Source organism: Actinokineospora fastidiosa (genome assembly GCF_014648415.1).
Taxonomy (GTDB): Bacteria; Actinomycetota; Actinomycetes; order Mycobacteriales; family Pseudonocardiaceae; genus Actinokineospora; species Actinokineospora fastidiosa.
On record NZ_BMRB01000004.1, the window covers coordinates 109,190 to 128,257 of the forward strand.

Below are 19,068 nucleotides of genomic sequence, written 5' to 3' on the forward strand. Positions count from 1 at the left end.
CGCCTGCCCCGGCCGTCATTGTTCTCGTCGGCACCTGTTTTCGCAGGTCGCGGCAACGGGTGCAGATTCTGCGGCACGACCCGGGTCTTGCCGCAAGACCCCCGGTGCGCTATATGTTGAAGTGGGCAGGGAGGGGATTGCCCACTCGAAGGGTCTACCCGGCGGTCGAGGATCGGGTCGCCGCTGCCGTCGCCGCGATCAGCGCGACCGTGAACAGCAGGTAGGACGCGAGCATCCCGCCCGTGGTTGCGGTCGAGCTCAGGGCGCCGCCGACGGCCCGGCCCAGCAGTTGGCCGACGCACTCGGCGGTGATGACCGCCGTGGCCAGCTCCGCGGCCGTGAAGCCGCTCGCGCTCGCGGTGGTCGCTCTGATGTAGAGGCCGGGATACGCCAGGCCCACGCCGATCCCGCCCACCGCCCACGCGGCGAGCACGATGGCGAACGACCCGCCGACGGCGAGTTCGACCACCAGGACGGCCGTGCCCAGGGCGGTCAGGCCCAAGCCAACCGCGGGGAAGTGCTTCTTGGCCCGCTCGGAGGCGAACTGGGTGGTCAGCAGGCTCGTTACCGCCCACCCCAGCGGGGCGGCGCTCAGGACGATCGCGGCCTGGCCGATGCTCATCCGGAAGCCGCTCGTGATCAGCACGGTGATCAGGCTGTCGGCGCCGAAGTAGCCGATCGCGAACAGCACCATCGCGCCGAGCGCGGCGGGGGCGCCCGGCCGCAGCCGCGCGGTCCCGGCGGGCAGGATCGCCACCATGCCCGCCACGGCGACCACCGCTCCGATGACCGCCAGCGGCCACCATCCCGTGCTCAGCACGACGCCCGCCGCCCCCACCGGCACCAGCAGGGTCCGGCCCAGCGGGCGCGGCGTGTCCTCTGAGGACGGATCGTCGCCTGCGGCGCGCACGATCAGCAAGCGTCCGAAGAGGACGAACGGAACCGGGGCCAGCAGGGTCCACCGCCACCCCACGAGGTGTTCCAGCCCCAGCGTCGCGGCCGGACCGACCAGCGCGGGCAGGATCCACATCGCCGACGACGCCGCGACGACCTTGATGCGCACCCGGTCGTCGAGGTGGCGGATCGCGGAGCTGATGCCGAACACCGCGAGCAGGCCGCTGGCGAGGCCGGTGGCGAACTGGCCCACCGCGAACATCCACGCGGCCTGGGCGGAGGCGGCCACGGCGAGGCCGCCGAGGTAGGCGGCCATGCCGACGGCCAGGGTCCCGCGCGCGCCCAGCCGCAGCAGCACCCGGCTCGCCAGGGGGAGCGCGACGAACAACCCGAGCGACGAGCCCGCGATCAGCAGCCCGATCTCGTCCCGGGCGCTCAGCTCGCCCGCGACGACGGGCAGCAGCGTGGAGGCGACGAAGCCGGTGACGGCCGCGGCGAACTCGAGCGCGACGATGCCGACCGCGAGGACCAGCGGGCCCGTCGTCCGGGTGGCGCTCATCGGCTCAGGTGTAGAGCTGCCGGTCGTACAGGTTGATCTGCACCCACACGCCGTCGGGGTCCTGGACGCGCAGCGAGTGCCCGTGGTTCTCGTCGATCACCGGTCCGGGCGCGAAGCCCGCCGCGCGCAGGCGCGCCGCGACGTCCTCAAGGGGCTCGTCGGCCTCGAAGGCCAGCTCGCACCGGCCCGCCTCCTCGTCGGCGCCCCGGTGGATGGCCAGCAGGCCGCCCGCCGCGGGCAGCTCGACCCAGCCGCCGGGGCGCGACACCGCCCCGACCGCCAGCCCGAGCGCCTCGTAGAACCGCGTCATGCCCGCGACATCCGAGCTGTAGCGGATCGGCATCACCCGCATCACGAACGCTCCTCATCGGTGGTGCCGCTTCGCCGCAGGTAGTCCTCGAGCACGCGCTCGACGAACGCCGAGAGCGACTCCTCGGCCTCGACGGAGGCGTGCTTGACCCGTTTCACGAGGTCAGGCGGCAGATAAACGCTGAACTGACGCTTGGCGGCCGACGTCATGCTCCGATGCTAGAATGCACACCTGCTTAGGAGCATGCTAGTAAGCTTGTGGGGCGCGGCCCCTCGATCGGGGCAGTGGGCGGCTCATCGGCGCATCCTCGGGTCGTGCGTGGGGTCGGGGTACAGGGGCGGGCAGCCGCCCTCGACGGCCTCCGGGCGCAGTTCGTAGTGCCAGGGCTCGTTGCGGTAGATCTGGCACAGCCCGTACCGGGCTCCGTTCCGGGACAGCCAGAGCCGGGCGTCGGGAGGTCCGATGTCGACAGCGTCCCCGGACACGTGGGCCGACGTCTCCGCGGTGGCCACCCATCGGGCCGCCTCCGCTGCGGAGCCGTGCCGCACGACCGCCTCATGCAGGAGGTGTTCCTGGTATTCCGGGGACCGCCAGCCGCCGTGGACGCGGAAGGCGATCCCGTCGGCCGCGGCGTCGGTGGCGGCCCGGCGCAGGGCGTCGAGCAGGTCGGGGTCGAGGTTGGCCACGGCCGGGGCCTCGTCGTCGAAGACCGGCACCGGGACGGGGACAGCGCCGTGGGCCGTGCCGAGAGCGCGCCGGACGGCGGATTCGCTGGAAGGCATGGTGTCGAGTCAAGGCGGCGTCGCGTTGCCAGCGCGTATGCGGTTCTCGATATGCCGGGGATATGCGCCGACTCGTAGCATCGGAGCATGCGTGTGCTGGTCGTGGAGGACGAGCCCTACATGGCGGAGGCCATCCGCGACGGGCTGCGGCTGGAGGCGATCGCCGCCGACATCGCCGGTGACGGCGACACCGCGCTGGAACTGCTGAGCGTCAACGCCTACGACATCGCCGTCCTCGACCGCGACATCCCCGGCCCGTCCGGGGACGAGATCGCCGAGCACATCGTCGCCTCCGGCGCAGGCACGCCGATCATCATGCTCACCGCGGCCGACCGGCTCGACGACAAGGCCACCGGGTTCGGGATCGGCGCCGACGACTACCTCACCAAGCCGTTCGAGATGCGGGAGCTCGTGCTCCGGCTCAGGGCGCTCGACCGCAGGCGCGCGCACAGCAGGCCGCCGGTGCGGGAGATCGCGGGCCTGCGCGTCGATCCGTTCCGCCGCGAGGTCTACCGCGACGGCCGCTATGTCGCGCTGACCAGGAAGCAGTTCGCCGTGCTCGAGGTGCTCGTCGCCGCCGAGGGCGGGGTGATCAGCGCCGAGGAGCTGCTGGAGCGGGCGTGGGACGAGAACACCGACCCGTTCACCAACGCCGTGCGCATCACGGTCTCGGCGCTGCGCAAGCGGCTCGGCGAGCCCTGGCTGATCGCCACGGTGCCCGGGGTCGGCTACCGCATCGACACCGGGGACGGGCGTGGATAGGCCGCCCGGCCTGAGCGTCCGCCTCAAACTCACCCTCAGCTACGCCGGGTTCCTCATGGTGGCGGGCGGTCTGCTGCTCGCGGTCGTGTGGGTGTTCCTGCTGCGGTACGTGCCCGACGCCGGGCCCAGGGTGCGGGCTCCCGGGAGCGGGCCGGACCGCTCCGACCTGCTGCGGGCCTTCGCCCCGGCGGCGACGTGGGCGGTGGTGTTCCTGCTGGTGTTCGGCCTGCTGGGCGGCTGGATCCTCGCGGGCCGCATGCTCGCCCCGTTGAGCCGGATCACCGACGCCACGCGCATGGCCGCGAACGGGTCGCTGTCCCACCGCATCCGGCTGGAGGGCCGGGAGGACGAGTTCCGCGAGCTGGCCGACGTCTTCGATGCCATGCTCGCCCGGCACGAGGCGCACATCGCCGAGCAGCAGCGGTTCGCGGCCAACGCCTCCCACGAGCTGCGCACCCCGCTGGCGATCATGCAGGCCCTGCTCGACGTCGCCCGCACCGACCCGAACGGCAACACCGCCGAGCTCGTCGACCGCCTCCACACCGTCAACGCCCGGGCGATCGAGCTCACCCAGGCGCTGCTCCTGCTCAGCCGCGCCGACCAGGGAATCATGACGCGGGAGCAGGTCGACCTGTCCCTCACCGCGGAAGAGGCGACCGAGACCCTGCTTCCGCTCGCGGAGAAGCACGGCGTCACCATCGAGACGAGCGGCGATATGGCCCCCACCAGCGGTTCCCCAGCGCTCCTGCTGCAGATGACCATGAACCTCCTGCACAACGCCATCGTCCACAATCTCCCCGAGCGCGGCACGGTCCAGGTGAGCACCGCCGTCCGTCCCGGTTTCGTCATGCTCACCGTCGAGAACACCGGCGACAAGCTCAGCCCGCAGCTGGTCGCGACGCTCACCGAGCCGTTCCAGCGCGGAACCGAACGCGTCCGCACCGACCACGCGGGTGTCGGCCTCGGGCTGGCGATCGTCAACCGGATCGTGCAGGCCCACGACGGAGCCCTCACCCTGGCTCCGCGTGCCGCAGGGGGTCTCCGCGTCATGGTGCGGCTACCGCGGGCCTGACCTCCGGCGCTCGGTGATCGCGGCGAGCACGTGCCGGGCGAGGACGACGCCCGCGTCGACCGAGCGGGCCGCCGCGGCGCGGGCCGACATCGCCGCGACCCGGTCGGGGTCGGTGAGCACCGGGAGCAGGGTGGTCTCGATCCAGGCCGGGTCGAGGTCGGCGTCGTCGACCAGCAGCGCCCCGCCCGCCGCGACGACCGGCTCGGCGTTCAGCCGCTGCTCCCCGCCGCGCAGCGGCAGCGGCACGTACGCGGCGGGCAGGCCGACCGCGGCCAGCTCCGCGCACGTCATCGCCCCCGAGCGGCAGAGCGCGAAGTCGGCCGCCGCGTAGGCGTGGTGCATCTCGTCGACGTACGGGACGACGATGTAGGGCGGATCGCCGTCCGGCACGTCGACCACGTGGCGCGGCCCGGTGATGTGCAGCACCTGCACGCCGCACGCGCGCAGCGCCCGCGCCGCGCCGGACACCGCCGCGTTGATCGTCCGGGCGCCCTGCGAGCCGCCGGTGACCATGAGGACCGGGCCGTCGGGGCGCAGGCCGAACCGCCGCCGGGCGGCGGCGCGCAGCGCGGGCCGGTCGAGCGTGGTGATCGCCCGCCGCAGCGGGATGCCGATGGCGGTGGCGTGCGCGAGCCGGACGCCCGGCGACGCGGTGAACACGTGCGTCGTCATCCGCGCCGCGAGCCGGTTGGCCACGCCGGGCCGGGCGTTCGCCTCGTGGACGACGATCGGCAGGCCCCGCCCGCGGGCGGCGAGGTAGGCGGGCAGGGCGACGTATCCGCCGAAGCCCACCACGGCCTCGGCCCGCACGCGGTCGAGCACCGACCCGGCCGCAAGCACGGCGTCGCGCAGCCTGCCGGGCGTCTGCAGCAGTGCCCGGTTCAGCCTGCGCGGCAACGGCGCGGGCGGGATGAGTTCGAGCGGGTAGCCGCGGGCCGGGATGAGCCGGGTGTCCAGGCCGCGGACGGTGCCGAGGGCGGTGATCCGCGCCGTGGGCGCCAGGCCGCGCAGCGCGTCGGCGAAGTTCATCGTGGGCTCGATGTGCCCGGCCGAGTGGCCGCCTGCGACGACGACGCACGGTGCGGTCACGCGGTCCTCCAGTCAGATAGCGGTGATGGGGAAATCGAAGTAGGTGTCCGGATAGGGCTCGTGTTCCAGGGTGTAGTGCCACCACTCGCAGTCGTACCGCGCGAAACCGCAGTCCTCCATGATGGAGCAGAGGTGCTGGCGGTTCTGCGCTTCCACCGCCGTGATGCCGCTGGCGCCGTGGTGGGAGACCGGGTCCATGAGGTCGTGGCCGCCGCCCATGGGGGCGAGTTCTCCCGTGGCCAGGTCGTAGAGCGTCAGGTCCACTGTGCTGCCTCGGCTGTGGCCCGACCTGGCGGCGACGTAGCCCTGCTCGAACATCGCGGCTCTGTCGAGGTTCGGGTAGTGCCGTTGCTTCGTGCGGCCGTCCTCCGGCTGCCTCGACCAGCGGACAAAGCAGTCCACGGCGCGCTGCGGGCGGTAGCCGTCCCAGAGGAGCAGGCCGAAGCCGAGGGACTCGGCCTTCTCCTGGGCGTCCCCGAGGGCCGCGCACAGCGCCTTCGTGCCGACGATGCGGTTGGCGAGGTAGCCGTCCACCGGTCTGCCGGTGAAGTTGTCCCAAGTGGCGTACTTGGCGTCCCAGCGTATCCCGGGCACCAGTTCGTCCACGAAGGCGAAGTCGTCCCTCACTGGGGTTTCCCCGCCAGGGCCGACGAGATCAGCCGGTCGATCACCTCGGCGAGCGGCAGGCCCGCGGCCGCCATCATCCTGGGATAGCGGCTGTAGGAGGTCAGGCCCGGCAGGGTGTTCACCTCGTTGAGGACCACCTGTCCGTCGGCCTTGAGGAACAGGTCGACCCGCGCGATGCCCCGGCACCCGAGAGCGCGGTAGACGGCCTTCGCCGTCTCCTGCACGTACGCGCGCGACTCCGCCGGGATGTCGGCGGGGACGATGAACGTCGAGTTCTCCGAGCCGGTCTCCGGCGCGCTCTCCTGGTGGATCCGGAAGAACCCGTGGGAGAGCGCGACCCGGTCCACCTCGCCCACGATCAGCCCGTCGCCGTCGCCGAGGATGGCGCAGCCCACCTCGCTGCCGTCGACGGCCTCCTCGATCACCACCTTCGAGTCGTACTGCCGGGCGTCCTCGACCGCGGGCGCCAGCTCCTCCTCGCGGGCCACCTTGGTGACGCCGAAGGAGGAGCCGGACCGGGCGGGCTTCACGAAGACGGGGTAGGCGAGCTGGTCGGGATCGGGCTTCTCGTCCGCGCCGACGGTCCAGAACCGCGGCGTCGCGATCCCCGCGCCCCTGACGACGAGGTACGTGAGGACCTTGTCCATGCACAGGGCGGAACTCTGGACATCGCAGCCCACGTAGGGGATGCCGGAGAGCTCCAGTAGGCCCTGCATGGCCCCGTCCTCGCCCAGCCTGCCGTGCAGGACGGGCACCACGATGTCGAGCCTGATCGTCTCGTGTCGACCCTGATCCAGGACGAGCAGGCCGTGAACGCCTGCGTCGGGGGAGAGCACGGCGGGACGGCCGCCGGTCTCCCAGTCCGCGTCCGGGCCGTCGCAGAGCCGCCAGGCGCCGCTCCTGGTGATCCCGATGTAGTACGGCTCGTACTTCGCGGTGTCGAGGCTCTTCGCGACCTCGCGCGCGGATTTGACGGAGACGGGGTGTTCCTCGGAACGTCCCCCGAAGAGGATCCCGACCTTCAACCTATCCATGGTGATTCCGGCTCTCAGACTTCAGGCAGTTGATGATGGAGTTCTCCACGGCGTCGCGCAGGGCGTGGTCCGTGTAGTAGGCGGTGTGCGGGCTGATGAGCACGTTCGGCAGGCTTTGCAGCCGCAGCAGCGACTCGCTCTCGATGGGCCTGTCCCTGTGGTCGGCGTAGAAGATCCCCTCTTCGCCTTCGAGGACGTCCAAGGCCGCGCCGCCCAGGCTGCCGTTCTCGAGCGCCGCGAGAAGGGCAGCGGTGTCGACGAGCGGGCCGCGGCCGGTGTTGATGACGTACGCGCCCCGCTTCATCCGCTCGATGCGCCGCCGGTCGAGGAGGTGGTGGGTATCGGCGTACAGCGGCGCGTGGAGCGTGACGACGTCGCTGAGCTGGAGCAGGTCGTCAAGGGGGAGGTACCTGGCGGAGGCGCCGGGGCGGAGGTCGTGGGCCAGCACGCGGCAGCCGAACCCCCGCAGCCGGTCGATGACCGCCGCGCCGATGCGCCCTGTCCCGACCACGCCGACGGTCAGGTCGCGCAGCTCTCTCCCGGGCACGTCGTTGAGCCGGTAGTCGTGGACATCCGTGCGCCGGATGGTGGTCTTCGCGTCCCGGACCGCCATCAGCATCAGCATCAGCGTGTAGTCGGCGACACTGTCGGGCGAGTAGGCGACGTTCTCGACGCGGATACCGACGCTCTCCGCGTGCTTCACGTCGATGTGGTTGTAACCGATGCTCCGCGTGGAGATGTACGCGACCCCGGCCCGTGCGAGCGCGTCAAGCGTGCTGTTCCCGATGCGGACCTTGTGGCCGACGCTGACACACCGGTTCCCGGCCACGAGGTCGACGTTGCCCTCGGACACCGGCTCGTCGGTGAGCGTCGCCAGGACGCCGAACCGCGGCGCCAGCCGCCGGAACAGGACGGCCTCGTCCTGCCCGCACCCGTAAACCGTGATCCCCGTGGCCGAGGGCGATCGACCGGGGAACGCCGCCACTCGTGCCGGTTCGCTGTAGGCCATGCCGCCCAGTCAAGGCGATCGCGTGTTGCCAGCCCGTATCCGCTTTCCGATACGGCGACGATAAGTTACCGATCGGTAGGCGCAACGGGCCTCGGCGCGGTCGCCCTGCCTGCCCGACAGCCCCCGACGCCGCTCACCGGAACTCGTGCACGACCTCGATCGGCCCGACCAGGTGCGCGTTGAACTCGTCCAGTTCCTCGGCCGGGACCCACAGCTCCAGGATGGTCTCGCCCCCGGCTTGCTGGACCGGGTACCGCCGCAGGAACTCGGACTCGACGCGGAAGCGGGTCACGTATCCCACCCCGTGATGCGGGACGTTCCACTCCTTGGCGATCTTGACCGCGTACTCCTCGTTGAGCACGGGGTAGAAGATGGGCTGCTCGGGCAGCCGGGGCGGCCAAGAGCGCCAGCCGGACCGCCGGACGAGCTCCAACTCCTCCGGCCCGGTCGGCCGCCACAGCACAGTGGTCGGGGCCTGCTCGTTCTGCACCACTGTGGACCTTCCGTTCTCGCTGATCGTGCGGGGCCTCGGAGCGTAGACAGCCGCCCGCGTCCGCGCCATGCGATTTCGGTCGGCCCGCCGCCGTCTCAGACCTCGACGGGGTCCGCGTCCGGCCAGTAGCGGCGGCGCCAGTTCTCGCGGTCGGACCGGCTCTCGCGCCAGATGCCGTGGAGGGCGAAGTTCTGGTACATGTCCTCGGCCATGGTCTCCAGGACGCCCAGGTGGGCCAGGGACGTGACCCAGGGGAGGCCCGCGATGCCGTGGCGGGCGCCCAGCAGAGCGCCGGTGATGGCGGCGGTCAACGGGCGGTTGCCGGAGTGGGTCACCGACGCCAGGAGGGCTGTCGTCGGGTCGTAGTCGCGCTTGGCTGCGGCGAGGAGGGCGCGGGACAGGACCGAGTCGGGGGAGTGGCCGTCGCCGAGGGAGTCCAGTTGGTCCTCGTCGTCCGCGCCGCGGTCGGCGCGCAGGTCCAGGATCGGTTGGGCCAGCGGGAAATCCTCGCCCGCGAGGTCGCGCAACGGGATGCAGGCGGGCCAGCGGAACTCGTGGTCCAGCATCTTGTGGAGCACCCGGACCAGCAGGTCGATGCTCGGGCCCGCGCCCTCGTCGACGACGGGGCCGCACAGCGACCTGGCCACCGCGACGCCGAAGTCCGGGGACTGGTGGACCCGGCCGTTGGCCGCGGCCGTGGCGGGCAGCGCCGTGGTGAGCAGGTCGGCGATCCCGGACAGCGGCGGCAGTTCCGCGCCGAGCACGGCCGTCAGCCAGCTCGGCTCCCCCTCGACGGGAAGCGTCGCGGGGATCGCGGTGACGCCGTCGGAGAAGTTGCGGATCACCGCCACCGACTGGGCCAGCAGGTGACGCGTCAGGACGCCCCACCGCAACGGGACACCGTCGGGATGCCGCCCGGCCTCCGCGAGCAGCCCGACCGCCTCGCCGAGCGCGAAGCCGACATACGCGCCGGACAGCGCGAAGGCGGAGAAGACGCTGTTCGGCACCTGCTCGCCGAACTTGCCGAAGTTCCACGGCCGCGGCCGCGCCACGCCGTCCGCGTCGTACCGCTCGATCAGCCCCGCTGACCGCAGGTCGTCCGGCCAGCTCTCCGGCTGACCCGCCCGGCGCCGCTCCAGGTTGTCCCGCCAGACCCGCGCCGCCTTGCCGAAAACGCGCGCCTCGGCCACCGAGAAGCCCCGGCCGCCCGCGCGGGCCTTCTCCGCGGCCCGGTTCAGATCGGCGCAGGCCACGCCGGGCTCCAACTCGGGGAGCACCAGTTCGGCGGGCTCGACCTCCGGGGTGTCCGACTCCGGGGTCTCGAACAGCTCCGCGGAGCTGATCGGCCAGTTGAACGGCTTGCCGCCCAGCTCGATCACCGCGGAGTGGCGCCGATCGGCCGTGCGGCGCCACACCTTGAGCTGCGTGCGCACGACCTTGGGGTAGAGCCTGGGCACCCTGTCCAGCGAACCGGCCACCGGGACGGTCACCGGGCCTCGCGCGGAGTCGATCTCCGCGGGCAGGTACACCTCGCAGTCCAGGACGTGCCGCAGGAAGGTCTCGCGGGTGATCCACTGCCTGCGCAGGTAGCCGACGAGCAGTTCCAGCCGGTTCGCCGGGGCCGGGAACCCGATCCAGCGGTAGCCGTCCACGTAGTCGGGGTTCGGCCGGGCGGGGCCGTTGGGCAGCCACCGGGCGTCGACCGGCACCTGCTCCCAGCGCAGGATCGCGCGGACCGGGGTGGGCTCGCCGGGCAGCGCCTGCCCGTCCCACTCGGTGTCGACGACGGGGAGCTCCCCGTACACGATGTCGGGCATGGTCACTCCAGGTCACCCACGGGGATACCGCAGCAGCCAGTCGTCCGACCGGGTGAGCGGCGGGGGCGTGCGGTCGAACTGACAGACGGCGTCGGTGGCGAGGTTCTCGATCAGCGCGCGGAACTCCAGCGGCCGGCGCAGCTCAGCGGGCAGGCCGGGCAGCCCGGTGCGGGCGCCGAGGAAGGCGCCGACGAGCGCCCCGGTCAGCGCGCTGCGCCCGGAGTGGTTCACCGCGCGCCGCAGCGCGATCGCGGGCCGGTTCTCGAACCCGGTGATCGCGGCGAACGCCCGGCCGAGCACCGACAGCGCCGAGCGGCCGTCCCCGATCTGCTCCGGGTCCCGGTAGTCCGCCTGCCCGGCCCGGAAGTCCGGCATCGACTCGGCCACCATCGCGGCGATCCCGTCGGACTCCGGGCCCAGCACCTCGCGGCCGATCACCCAGGCGGGCGCGCTGTAGGTCTCCTTGGTCAGCATCCCCTGAAACACCGTCGCCAGGTATGCCACGGCGTCCAGGTCCGTCTCGTCGCGGTACAGCACGCCAGCGGCCAGTCGAGCCGCCCTGGCCGCCGACCCGGTCTCCGAGCCCGCCAGCGTCAGCGCCGCGGGCAGCGCGGCCACGAGCACGCCCGCGCCCCGGATGGACGGCTGCGGCGTGCCCAGCACCAGCGCGCGGGCGGCGGCGAACTCCGCCGGGTCCGGGTCGCGGGAGGCGCGCAGCTCGAAGATGGCCGACAGCAGGCCGTCGGCCTTCGGCCACGGGACGCCCTGCGTGTTCACCCAGCGGCACCACGCGTGCTGGACGGCCCGGCGCAGGGACAGCTCCTCGGACGGCTCGCCGCGGTACGGGCTGCGGATCACGCCCTCGGTGAGGAACAGCAGCTGCTGCGTCAGCGGCCCGATCCGGCCCGGCCTGCCGTACGGGTCGCCGTACCCGTTGAGGCCGCCCGGCCCGTGCTCCTCGTGGATCCGCTCCAGCGTCAGGCCGTCCACGGCGGAGCCGAGCGCCTCACCGATCGCGAACCCGACGTAGGCGCCGACGACGCGGTGCCAGCCGTAGCGGACCTCCTCGATGGGCTCCAGCTGGTACTTCCCGAACGTGTCGACCACCGGGTACGTGCTGCCGTCGGCGCGGTACCGGTTGGTGCGCGCGATCTGCTGGGACGGCGGCGCCACGTCGGGATCGGGCAGCTTGAGCCAGTTGACGGCCCGGACCGTGTCGCAGCACTCCTGGAAGGTCAGCTCATAGCCGCGGCGCCGGGCGTCCGGCCCCGCCTGCGGCGGCATCCGCTCCGGCTCGGGCAGCCCCGCCTCCGCCGCGGTGCGCGCCGCCAGCTCCTCCAGCTCGGGCGTCAGCTCCTCCACCATGCCGGTCTCGTGGACCCTCGGCGCGCGGCGGGGGAGCACCGCCAGGGTCTGCGCCAGTTCGCGCCTGGGGACGGGGACCTCGGTCCAGCCGATGTTGAGGAGATAGGTGGTGTCGGGGTCGGGCGTGTGCTCGAACAGGGTGGCCATGTCGTACCGGAGGGACGCCCGCGCGTCCGGCGGCAGATGCCTGCTGGCGGCGAAGACCCGCAGCTCCCTGCGGGTCTGGTCGAACTGCCGCAGGTCCAGCTCGTGCGGGGCGCTGGCCTCCAGGAACACCTCGGACTCGACCAGCCCGGCGAGGAGCATGTCGCGGTCGATCCAGCCCTGCTGCGCGAACAGCACGAGCGTCTCGACCTGGTTCTCCGGCGCCGGGAAGCCGCGCTGCAGCGGGCCGGGGCGGTAGTCGGGGTTGAGCCGGTAGCCGATCTGGTTGCCCGCGGCGTCCAGCCGCCGCCAGCCGAGGACGACCGTGCGCGGCACGCCCAGCCGCCCGAGTCCGGACTCGGCGTAGTACGGGTCGACGTCCTCCTGCTCGAACGGCTGCCCCGGCAGGCGGACCGGGCTGCTGACGCCACCGGCGTACGGGTGCGCGAAACGCAGCTCACCGTCCGGTTCCCGGACGATGATCGCCGGGGGCGGGAAGATCTGCCGCCCGGCCTGCCCGTCGTCCAGGAAGGCGATCGAGTTGTACGGCACGTACCACCCTTCCGGGTTGCGCACCACCGCACCCGGGTCGACCCGCACCGGATTGCCCGGTGCCGCCCGGTTCAACTCGCCGAGCCACGCCTCGACCCTGGCGACCGCATCAGCCGCGTCCACTCCCTGATCCTTCCCCCTTGTCCGGACCGCTCCGGCTTCCGGTGATCTCGTGTGCCTACCGCTCGGGGCGGGGGCCGAACCGCGGCCTGCCGGGGAATTCCTCTTCCTCGTCGATGGTGGTCCGCGGTCCCACCTGGCCGAGCCAGTCGTCGAACGCGGCGACCCCCTTCATCTCCGCCGCGCGGTCCTCCGCGGTGGGCGCGTACCACCGGAGTCCGGTGCGAATGGTCAGGAGGTCGACGATGTAGGCGCTGATGTCGACGTCGTCGTACTCGACATCGTCGCTGCCGTCCGGGGCGAACAGGAAGCCCTTCTCGGCGATCGAACTCACCAGCTTGGCCACTTTCCTGCCGCCGATTCCGTGCACGGGCACCAGCGAGAGCTTGAGGCCGAACACCTCGGCGACCTCGGCGTACCACTTGTTGTATTCGCCTTCGGCGAACGTGCAGCCGAGGGCCTGCCCGACGCGTTCGGCCACCTGCGTCATCTCGTCATCCGTGTCCGCACGCACGTTGAGGCTGATCTCCTGCCGCCTATGCACTCGCTTCTCCTTCACGTGGCGGAACGCGCCGCGGGTATCCTAGTCGGCTCACCACGGCTCCACAGCGCGGATGGCGATCACCGAATCCTCGATTCCGTTGACATGCGGGAAGGCGTCCTTGAGCGCTTCGCCGATTCTGATTCCCAGGCGGGCGATATCCCTCGGCCTGCGGCCGTCCGGCATGATCTTGTCGTCGTCGATGTCGAGGGTCGGGTTCTGCCGGGCGAGCTCGTCGAAGGTCTCCCGGTCGACCACCACGTACAGGTCGACGTCGAAGTCATTGGGGTCGAAGCGGGTCTTGCCCTTGTGCGCTCCCCGCCAGCCCGTCTGCATGCTGCCGATGTACCCGATCTTGTTGCCCCGGTAGTCGAAGTCCTCCAGCACCCGGTCGATCGTGGCCTGGACCTCCCGGAACGATTCCCGCCATGCCTCGGTGCCCTCGCGGTCGATCGTGCCTTCCGCCCTGCCTTCGGCCAGTTCCGGCACTCCCGTGCTGTTCGCGAACGCGGCCAGGTCCCGCAGCAGCCGATTCGATTCCTCGGTGAAACCGTCGATGACGCCCTCGGCCATGGCCGCGCCTTCCGGCGTGAGCGAGTACTCGTCGGACTTGCTGCGGAAAAGACCCTTCCACAGCTTCTTGAACTCCGCGGTCTGCTCCGATTGCAGGCTGGCGATGCGGTCGGCGAATTCGGCCTGGAATCGCTCCCGCACCTCCGGGCTCGCCGTGCGCTCCATGTAGCTGCGGAAGTTGTCGATCGCCACCCAGGACCGGCGGAACTCCGGCGTGCCGGGCAGTTCGCCCGCGAAGCCGTTGGCGACCTCGTCGGCCGTCGTGGTGTCCAGGCCCAGCGCGTCCTCAAGGGCGGAGGCCGCCGCGCCGATGTCGGGCTGCCTGCGCGGCTCCGGGCGGTTCTCGAAGCGCTCGACGGAGCGGACCAGGCGGTGCAGGGCCGCGCGGGCGTCGAACATCGCGCGCACGTGCGGCGGCGTGGTGGGGCCGCCGTTGTTGGCGTACGTCTCCGCGAACGCGGTGCGCAGCTGGTTGATCTCGCTCCTCGACAGGCCGAACTCGTGGCCGAAGTGGCCGATGCGCTGGTCGAACAGCGCCACGTCGCGCGCCGATGAGCCGGTGGGCGCGCCCGTGGAGTCCATCGACTGGTGCATGGTCGGCGCGTCGATGACGCTCGTGCCCTCGGTCGGGTCCCACAGGAAGTTGCCGAGGTGGGCGTCGCCGTGGGCGAGGCTCGCCGGGCCAGGGTCGGCAGCGGCGGCGTCGAGCGTGTCGTTCATCGCCGTGCGGATGGCGTCGACGTCGATGCCGAGCCGGTCCAGGATCGGGCGCCGGGCCTCCAGCCGGTCGAGGTGCTCGCGGATCGCGTCGGCGTGCGGGGCCAGGTAGTCCGGGGACGCCGTGCGGTCGTCGCCGCGGTGCAGCTCGGCCATGCCGCGGGCGACCCCGGTGACCGCGTCGCGCAGGTCGGACATCGCGCCGTCGCGGTCCCAGGACAGCGGGACCCTGCGCAGCATCGTGTCGACGGACTCGCCGGGCGCCAGCGAGGAGAACAGCACGCCGCGCCGGTCCCCGTCCTGCCCGGGCACCGAGGCGACCGCCATCACGTCCGGCACGGTGAAGCCGGTGAGGTCGGCGTTGGTGAGCCGTTCGGCGGACGACAGCTCGGCGGCGAACTCGGCGCTGTCGGGGACGATCTTGACGACGCCGACCGGCTCGCCGTCCACGAGCACCCGGTACACCGGGCGCTCGGTGCGGACGCGGCCGTCGCGGCCGCCGATCGGCTCCAGCGTCACGTCCCCGCTGAACACCGACCCGGCCAGCGCGCGGATCGAGGCCTCCGACCCGTCCGGCAGGCTCGGCAGGCTGTTGATCAGCGCGGCCGCGGCCTCGGTGTCGACCTCGCCGGTGTCGGTGCGGGTCTGCGCCGCGGCCTGCATCGCCGCGTCGACCGACTCCGGCCTGCTCCGGTCGGATCCGGTCTGGGGCGTGTCGGGCGCGGAACCGTAGCCGGGCGTCCGGTCCTGCTGGGGAGCGGAGCCGTGGCGGTCGGCCGGGTCGGACCTGGTGTCGCCGGTGTTCCGGTCGGGGGTGCCCTGGTCAGGGGTCTTCTGGTCGGGCGTCCTCTGGTCGGGTGTGGTGCTGGGCGTCTGCGCGGCCTGGGTCCCGGTGTCGGCGCGCTCGGCGACCTGCGACAGGTCGACCGGCAGCAGGTCCAGCCGCTGGGGCGGGTGCGGCAGGGTCATCAGGCCGCCGGTCTGCGGGTCGACGAACGCCACGCCGTGCTCGGTGTTGGTGACGATCGCGACGTGGCCGCGGGTCTCCCCGGACGGGTCGGTGTACTGCACGGCGACGACGGCGTGGCTGCCCGGCGGGGTGTCCCGCATCGTGCGGATCACGCTGTCGTAGTCGCTGTGCTGCTCGAACCTGCCGCCCAGCGCGTCCTGGACGCGGTCCAGGGTGCCCAGCTCGTGCAGGCGGTCCGGCGGGATCGGGTCGGCGGTGGCGTCGATGCCCGCCATGCGCTGCATGTGGGCGACGACGCTGTTGGTGCAGTTGGTCTGGTAGCCGTTCTCCCGCGCGTCCTGGTCGTGGTAGTGCGGGTTGACGCCCGCGAGTTCCGGGTGGCGCTCGGCGATGTACCGGGCGTCCTGCTCCGGGTTGGCCGTGCCCGCGTGGATCGCGGGCTCGCTCGGCGGGTTCGTCGCCTGGGCCAGCGGCGACCAGTCGTGGCGGCCCGGGGACTGCTCGTCGAACCGGGCGGTGGACTGGCCGGGGCTGTCCGGGGCGTGGTGGCCCCCGGGCTCCGCGGCGCCCGCGTAGCCGGTCGGGTCCTCCTTGCCGCCGAGGCGGTCGCCGATCGAGGCGGAGGGCGCCTGCGCGGGCGGCCGGGGGTCGTCGGACCGGGCAGGGCCGCCGAGCGCCTGTTCGATGGCGGACGGGCCGCTCTCCGCGCGGGCGGCCCGGCTGTCGGGGTGCACCGGGCCGTCGCCGGTGTGGTACGGCAGCGACTGGACCGACGAGGTCTGGTTGGGGACCGTGGCGAGCCGGTTGCTCGCCGGGTCGATCAGCGCGACGCCGTGCTCGGTGCTGAGCGCGAGCAGCATCGAGTGCTTCTGGGACGGCGGCGGGCCCGGGTCGACGTGTTCGACCGACAGCGCGGTGCGGGAACCGACCGGGAGGTCGCGCGCGCTGTCGACCGCGTCGGCGAGGGAGTTGTGGCCGGTCCACTCGCCGCCGAGCTGGTTCCGCAGGGTGTCGCGCTGCACGGCGGGGTCGTGCATCGGGTGGCCGTCCGGACGCGGGTCGGCGGCCGCCTGGGAGTCGTGCGCCATCCGGTTCTCGTAGGCCAGCAGCGACTCGGTGTCGTTGGACCGGTACGCCGGGTCGGACTCGAAGAACTTCGGGTTGACGCCCTCCAGCTGGGGGGCGATCTCGTCCAGCAGGCGGCGCTGGCGCTGCGGGCTGCCGTCGGACTCCTCCGTGGCGACGGTGTCGTGGTGCAGCGCCGGGGTCGGCAGTGTGTCGGTTGGACGGTCGAGCGAGCCCCAGCCGTCGTCAGGCTTGTAGAGCTCGGGCTGCTGGTGGACGGGGGTGTCCTGTGTGGACTCGACCGCCTTGTCCTTGTGCAGGCCGAGCGGGTCGAGGGCGTCGGCGAGGTAGTTGCCCCGCGCGTCCTCGGCCGCCCTCGTCTGGGCGCGCTGGTCCTCGATGCGCTGGTCGACCTCGTTCGGGGAGAGCCACTGCGGGTGGTCCGGGGTGATCTCCTCGGCGTGGATGACCCACTTGCTCTGCCCCTTGGTGACCGACCCGTCGGGGTTGACGGTGTCCGGCGTGGTGACGAGTTCCTTGCTGGTGACCAGGAGCTGCGTGCGCGGCTTGGACAGCACCTCACGCTCGTGCGGCTTGGAGGACAGCCCCTCGATGTCGCGGCCCGTGCGCGTCGTGAGGCGCAGCTCGACGGGGGCGGAGTCCGTCAGCGCCTTCTGCTGGCTGGCGGTCACCTTCGACGAGCTCATGAACCCGGGCTCGACGTAGACCTTGCCGACCGGGAACTGGTCGGCCAGCATCCTGGCGCCGTCCGGCCCCTCGCCGACCCCCATGAACCGCACGGTCGGCCCGACGTGCGGCGGCAGCTCGTTCAGCCCGGAGACCAGCGTCTTGGCGTAACCGAGCTGCTGGTCGAGATCCTCCCCGGTGCGCAGCGCCCGATTGAGCTCCGCGAACCCCTCGTTGTGCGTATAGGTCCGCACGGCGACGGCGCCGAGGTCGGACATGTGCGCGAAGTCGGGATTGGCGTCCCGGGCGTTGAGCGCCTCCCTGCGAATCTGGTCGTACCGCAACTCGCCGTTCTCGCGGACGACGCTGTTGAGCAGCGTGTCCCGCATCTGGCGGAAGTTCTCGGGATCGTCGGTCCGGTAGTCGGGATCCTTCAGGAACGACTCGTCGGGCCGCTGGTCCGCCTCGGCGTCTCGGCGCTGGTCCGGGTCACCGGTGGGCTGGTCGGCCTCCGCATCCTGACGCTGCTCCGGGTCGTCCTGACGCTGCCCTGGGCCGTCGGCGGCCCGGTCCGGGTCGGTGTCGGGGGTCTGGTCCCGGTCGTCGTCGGCTCGCTGGTCCGGCTCGACGTCGTCGCGCCGGTCGGGCTCGTCGGCGGGCTCGTCCGACCGCTGCTCCGGCTCCGTGTCGGCGCGCTGGTCGGCGTCGCGGGTCTGGTCCGGGCGGTCGCCGGGCCGCTCGTCGGTCTCGGACTCCGAGTCCCGCCCTGGGTCGGTGCCAGCGGTTGGGTCCGAGTCGGTGCCAGGGGTTTGGTCCGGCTGGTTGTCCGGGCGCTGGTCGGCCTGGATGTCCGACGGGGACTGGTCCGGCTCCTCGTCCTGGCGCTGGTCGGGCTCGTCCGTCGGGCGCTGGGCCGACGGGTCGCTGGGCTGGACTTGCTGGTCGTCGGTGCGCTGGGCCGACTGGTTGTCGGAGGAGCCTCCTGGCTGGTTGTCGGTGCGCTGGTCCTGGTCGGTGTCCGGGCGCTGGGTCGGGTCGGCTGGCTGGTCGGCGGGCGGCTTGGGGTTGGTGGCGTCCGGAGCGGTCGGGCGGGGGCGGGTGTCCTGCCACGGGGTGTCGGCGGGACGGGGGGTGCCTGCCGGGGGCGGGGTGGACGGGCGGGCGTCCCCCTGCCGGAGAGCGTCCGCGAGGCGCGACGGGGTGGCGATGTCGCGGTCGACGGGGGTCGACTGCTCGGGGCGGGACGGCGGGGCGGTCGGCTGAGCCGAGGGCTGGCCGGGCTGCGGCTGGACCGAGGGCTGACCGGCTTGCGGCTGGACCGGGGCCTGACCGGCCTGCGGCTGGACCGAGGGCTGACCGGGCTGCGACTGGGCCGGGGCCTGACCGGGCTGCTGCGGCTGGGCGGAGGGCTGACCGGGCTGCTGCTGGACCGGGGGCTGGCCGGGGTGCGGCTGGCCCGGGTTGTAGCCCTGGCGCGGCGGCTCGTGCGGCGGCATGCCGGGGGGCGTCTGGCGGCCGAGTGGCTGGTTGGGAGGGAAACCCTGCCCGTTCCCCTGAGGCGGCGGGTAACCGCCCGGGCCCACAGGACCGCGCGGGGGCGTGCCCATCGGCGGGTGGCCACCCTGCTGTCCATTGTGGAACGGCGCGTTCTGGGGCTGCTGGGTGTATCCGGGCGGCATCGGGCGGCCGGGCTGCGGCGGGTTGGCGGGCGGCCGGTGCTGTCCGGTCTGCCCCGGGGGCGGAGCGCCCCGGAACACCATGTTCCCCGGCGGCATCCCCCGGCCGCCCGGCTGCTGCCCGGGGAAGGGCCCCGCGGGCGGACGCTGCTGACCGGCAGGCGGATACCCCGGCGGCGGGCCAGCCGGACGACCACCCGGCGCCCCTGC

The 19,068-nt window shown here is 72.7% G+C and carries 15 protein-coding genes; 2 read left to right on the forward strand and 13 right to left on the reverse strand.

The window, feature by feature from the left end; genetic code table 11:
• Positions 1-154: 154 nt before the first annotated feature.
• The 4 genes from IEY98_RS22600 to IEY98_RS22615 form a co-directional block, all read right to left on the reverse strand.
• Positions 155-1,453, reverse strand: a complete 1,299-nt coding sequence (locus IEY98_RS22600) for an MFS transporter (protein WP_189212620.1) — start codon at positions 1,451-1,453, stop codon at positions 155-157.
• Positions 1,454-1,457: 4 nt separating this feature from the next.
• On the reverse strand, positions 1,458-1,805 hold the full coding sequence (locus tag IEY98_RS22605; RefSeq protein ID WP_189212621.1) for a VOC family protein: 348 nt from the start codon (positions 1,803-1,805) through the stop codon (positions 1,458-1,460).
• Positions 1,805-1,972 (reverse strand): ribbon-helix-helix protein, CopG family, encoded by a 168-nt coding sequence (locus tag IEY98_RS22610; RefSeq protein ID WP_189212622.1) that lies wholly within the window; start codon positions 1,970-1,972, stop codon positions 1,805-1,807. The genes IEY98_RS22605 and IEY98_RS22610 overlap by 1 nt, the downstream gene beginning before the upstream one ends.
• A gap of 84 nt (positions 1,973-2,056) precedes the next feature.
• Complete coding sequence (locus IEY98_RS22615; protein WP_189212623.1) at positions 2,057-2,545, reverse strand: M15 family metallopeptidase; 489 nt, start codon at positions 2,543-2,545, stop codon at positions 2,057-2,059.
• Positions 2,546-2,632: 87 nt separating this feature from the next.
• On the opposite strand from IEY98_RS22615, the gene IEY98_RS22620 reads away from it, so the two are divergent.
• Positions 2,633-3,307: a response regulator transcription factor gene (locus IEY98_RS22620; protein ID WP_189212624.1), complete on the forward strand. Its 675-nt coding sequence runs from the start codon at positions 2,633-2,635 to the stop codon at positions 3,305-3,307.
• Positions 3,300-4,379, forward strand: coding sequence for a sensor histidine kinase (locus tag IEY98_RS22625; RefSeq protein WP_189212625.1), 1,080 nt, complete (start codon positions 3,300-3,302; stop codon positions 4,377-4,379). Before IEY98_RS22620 ends, IEY98_RS22625 begins: the two co-directional genes overlap by 8 nt.
• Here IEY98_RS22625 and IEY98_RS22630 read toward each other — a convergent pair.
• The 9 genes from IEY98_RS22630 to IEY98_RS22670 form a co-directional block, all read right to left on the reverse strand.
• Complete coding sequence (locus IEY98_RS22630) at positions 4,365-5,468, reverse strand: UDP-N-acetylglucosamine--N-acetylmuramyl-(pentapeptide) pyrophosphoryl-undecaprenol N-acetylglucosamine transferase (protein ID WP_189212626.1); 1,104 nt, start codon at positions 5,466-5,468, stop codon at positions 4,365-4,367. The two genes, IEY98_RS22625 and IEY98_RS22630, sit on opposite strands and share 15 nt — an antisense overlap.
• Positions 5,469-5,480: 12 nt before the next feature.
• Positions 5,481-6,095 carry a D-Ala-D-Ala dipeptidase VanX gene (vanX, locus tag IEY98_RS22635; protein ID WP_189212627.1) on the reverse strand — a complete coding sequence of 205 codons (615 nt, stop codon included), beginning with the start codon at positions 6,093-6,095 and terminating at the stop codon, positions 5,481-5,483.
• Positions 6,092-7,129 carry a D-alanine--(R)-lactate ligase gene (vanA, locus tag IEY98_RS22640; RefSeq protein ID WP_189212628.1) on the reverse strand — a complete coding sequence of 346 codons (1,038 nt, stop codon included), beginning with the start codon at positions 7,127-7,129 and terminating at the stop codon, positions 6,092-6,094. The genes vanX and vanA overlap by 4 nt, the downstream gene beginning before the upstream one ends.
• Complete coding sequence (locus tag IEY98_RS22645; RefSeq protein WP_189212629.1) at positions 7,122-8,138, reverse strand: D-isomer specific 2-hydroxyacid dehydrogenase family protein; 1,017 nt, start codon at positions 8,136-8,138, stop codon at positions 7,122-7,124. Before IEY98_RS22645 ends, vanA begins: the two co-directional genes overlap by 8 nt.
• Before the next feature lie 133 nt (positions 8,139-8,271).
• The gene (locus IEY98_RS22650) at positions 8,272-8,628 is read right to left on the reverse strand and encodes a hypothetical protein (RefSeq protein WP_189212630.1); all 357 of its coding nucleotides are present in this window, start codon (positions 8,626-8,628) and stop codon (positions 8,272-8,274) included.
• Between the two features lie 98 nt (positions 8,629-8,726).
• Positions 8,727-10,448: an ADP-ribosylglycohydrolase family protein gene (locus IEY98_RS22655; protein WP_189212631.1), complete on the reverse strand. Its 1,722-nt coding sequence runs from the start codon at positions 10,446-10,448 to the stop codon at positions 8,727-8,729.
• A 12-nt stretch (positions 10,449-10,460) separates the two neighbouring features.
• Positions 10,461-12,632 carry an ADP-ribosylglycohydrolase family protein gene (locus tag IEY98_RS22660; RefSeq protein WP_189212632.1) on the reverse strand — a complete coding sequence of 724 codons (2,172 nt, stop codon included), beginning with the start codon at positions 12,630-12,632 and terminating at the stop codon, positions 10,461-10,463.
• A 55-nt stretch (positions 12,633-12,687) separates the two neighbouring features.
• Positions 12,688-13,173 carry a hypothetical protein gene (locus tag IEY98_RS22665; RefSeq protein WP_189212633.1) on the reverse strand — a complete coding sequence of 162 codons (486 nt, stop codon included), beginning with the start codon at positions 13,171-13,173 and terminating at the stop codon, positions 12,688-12,690.
• 48 nt (positions 13,174-13,221) lie between these two features.
• Positions 13,222-18,678, reverse strand: coding sequence for a toxin glutamine deamidase domain-containing protein (locus IEY98_RS22670; RefSeq protein ID WP_189212634.1), 5,457 nt, complete (start codon positions 18,676-18,678; stop codon positions 13,222-13,224).
• Positions 18,679-19,068 lie beyond the last annotated feature (390 nt).

What these genes read in the sequence shown, in the direction of transcription:
- IEY98_RS22600 (WP_189212620.1), bottom strand. Translation starts at nt 1,453, where the DNA reads ATGAGCGCCACCCGGACGACGGGCCCGCTGGTCCTCGCGGTCGGCATC.
- IEY98_RS22605 (WP_189212621.1), bottom strand. Translation starts at nt 1,805, where the DNA reads ATGCGGGTGATGCCGATCCGCTACAGCTCGGATGTCGCGGGCATGACG.
- IEY98_RS22610 (WP_189212622.1), bottom strand. Translation starts at nt 1,972, where the DNA reads ATGACGTCGGCCGCCAAGCGTCAGTTCAGCGTTTATCTGCCGCCTGAC.
- IEY98_RS22615 (WP_189212623.1), bottom strand. Translation starts at nt 2,545, where the DNA reads ATGCCTTCCAGCGAATCCGCCGTCCGGCGCGCTCTCGGCACGGCCCAC.
- IEY98_RS22620 (WP_189212624.1), top strand. Translation starts at nt 2,633, where the DNA reads ATGCGTGTGCTGGTCGTGGAGGACGAGCCCTACATGGCGGAGGCCATC.
- vanA (WP_189212628.1), bottom strand. Translation starts at nt 7,129, where the DNA reads ATGGATAGGTTGAAGGTCGGGATCCTCTTCGGGGGACGTTCCGAGGAA.
- IEY98_RS22645 (WP_189212629.1), bottom strand. Translation starts at nt 8,138, where the DNA reads ATGGCCTACAGCGAACCGGCACGAGTGGCGGCGTTCCCCGGTCGATCG.
- IEY98_RS22655 (WP_189212631.1), bottom strand. Translation starts at nt 10,448, where the DNA reads ATGCCCGACATCGTGTACGGGGAGCTCCCCGTCGTCGACACCGAGTGG.
- IEY98_RS22670 (WP_189212634.1), bottom strand. Translation starts at nt 18,678, where the DNA reads ATGCCGCCGCACGAGCCGCCGCGCCAGGGCTACAACCCGGGCCAGCCG.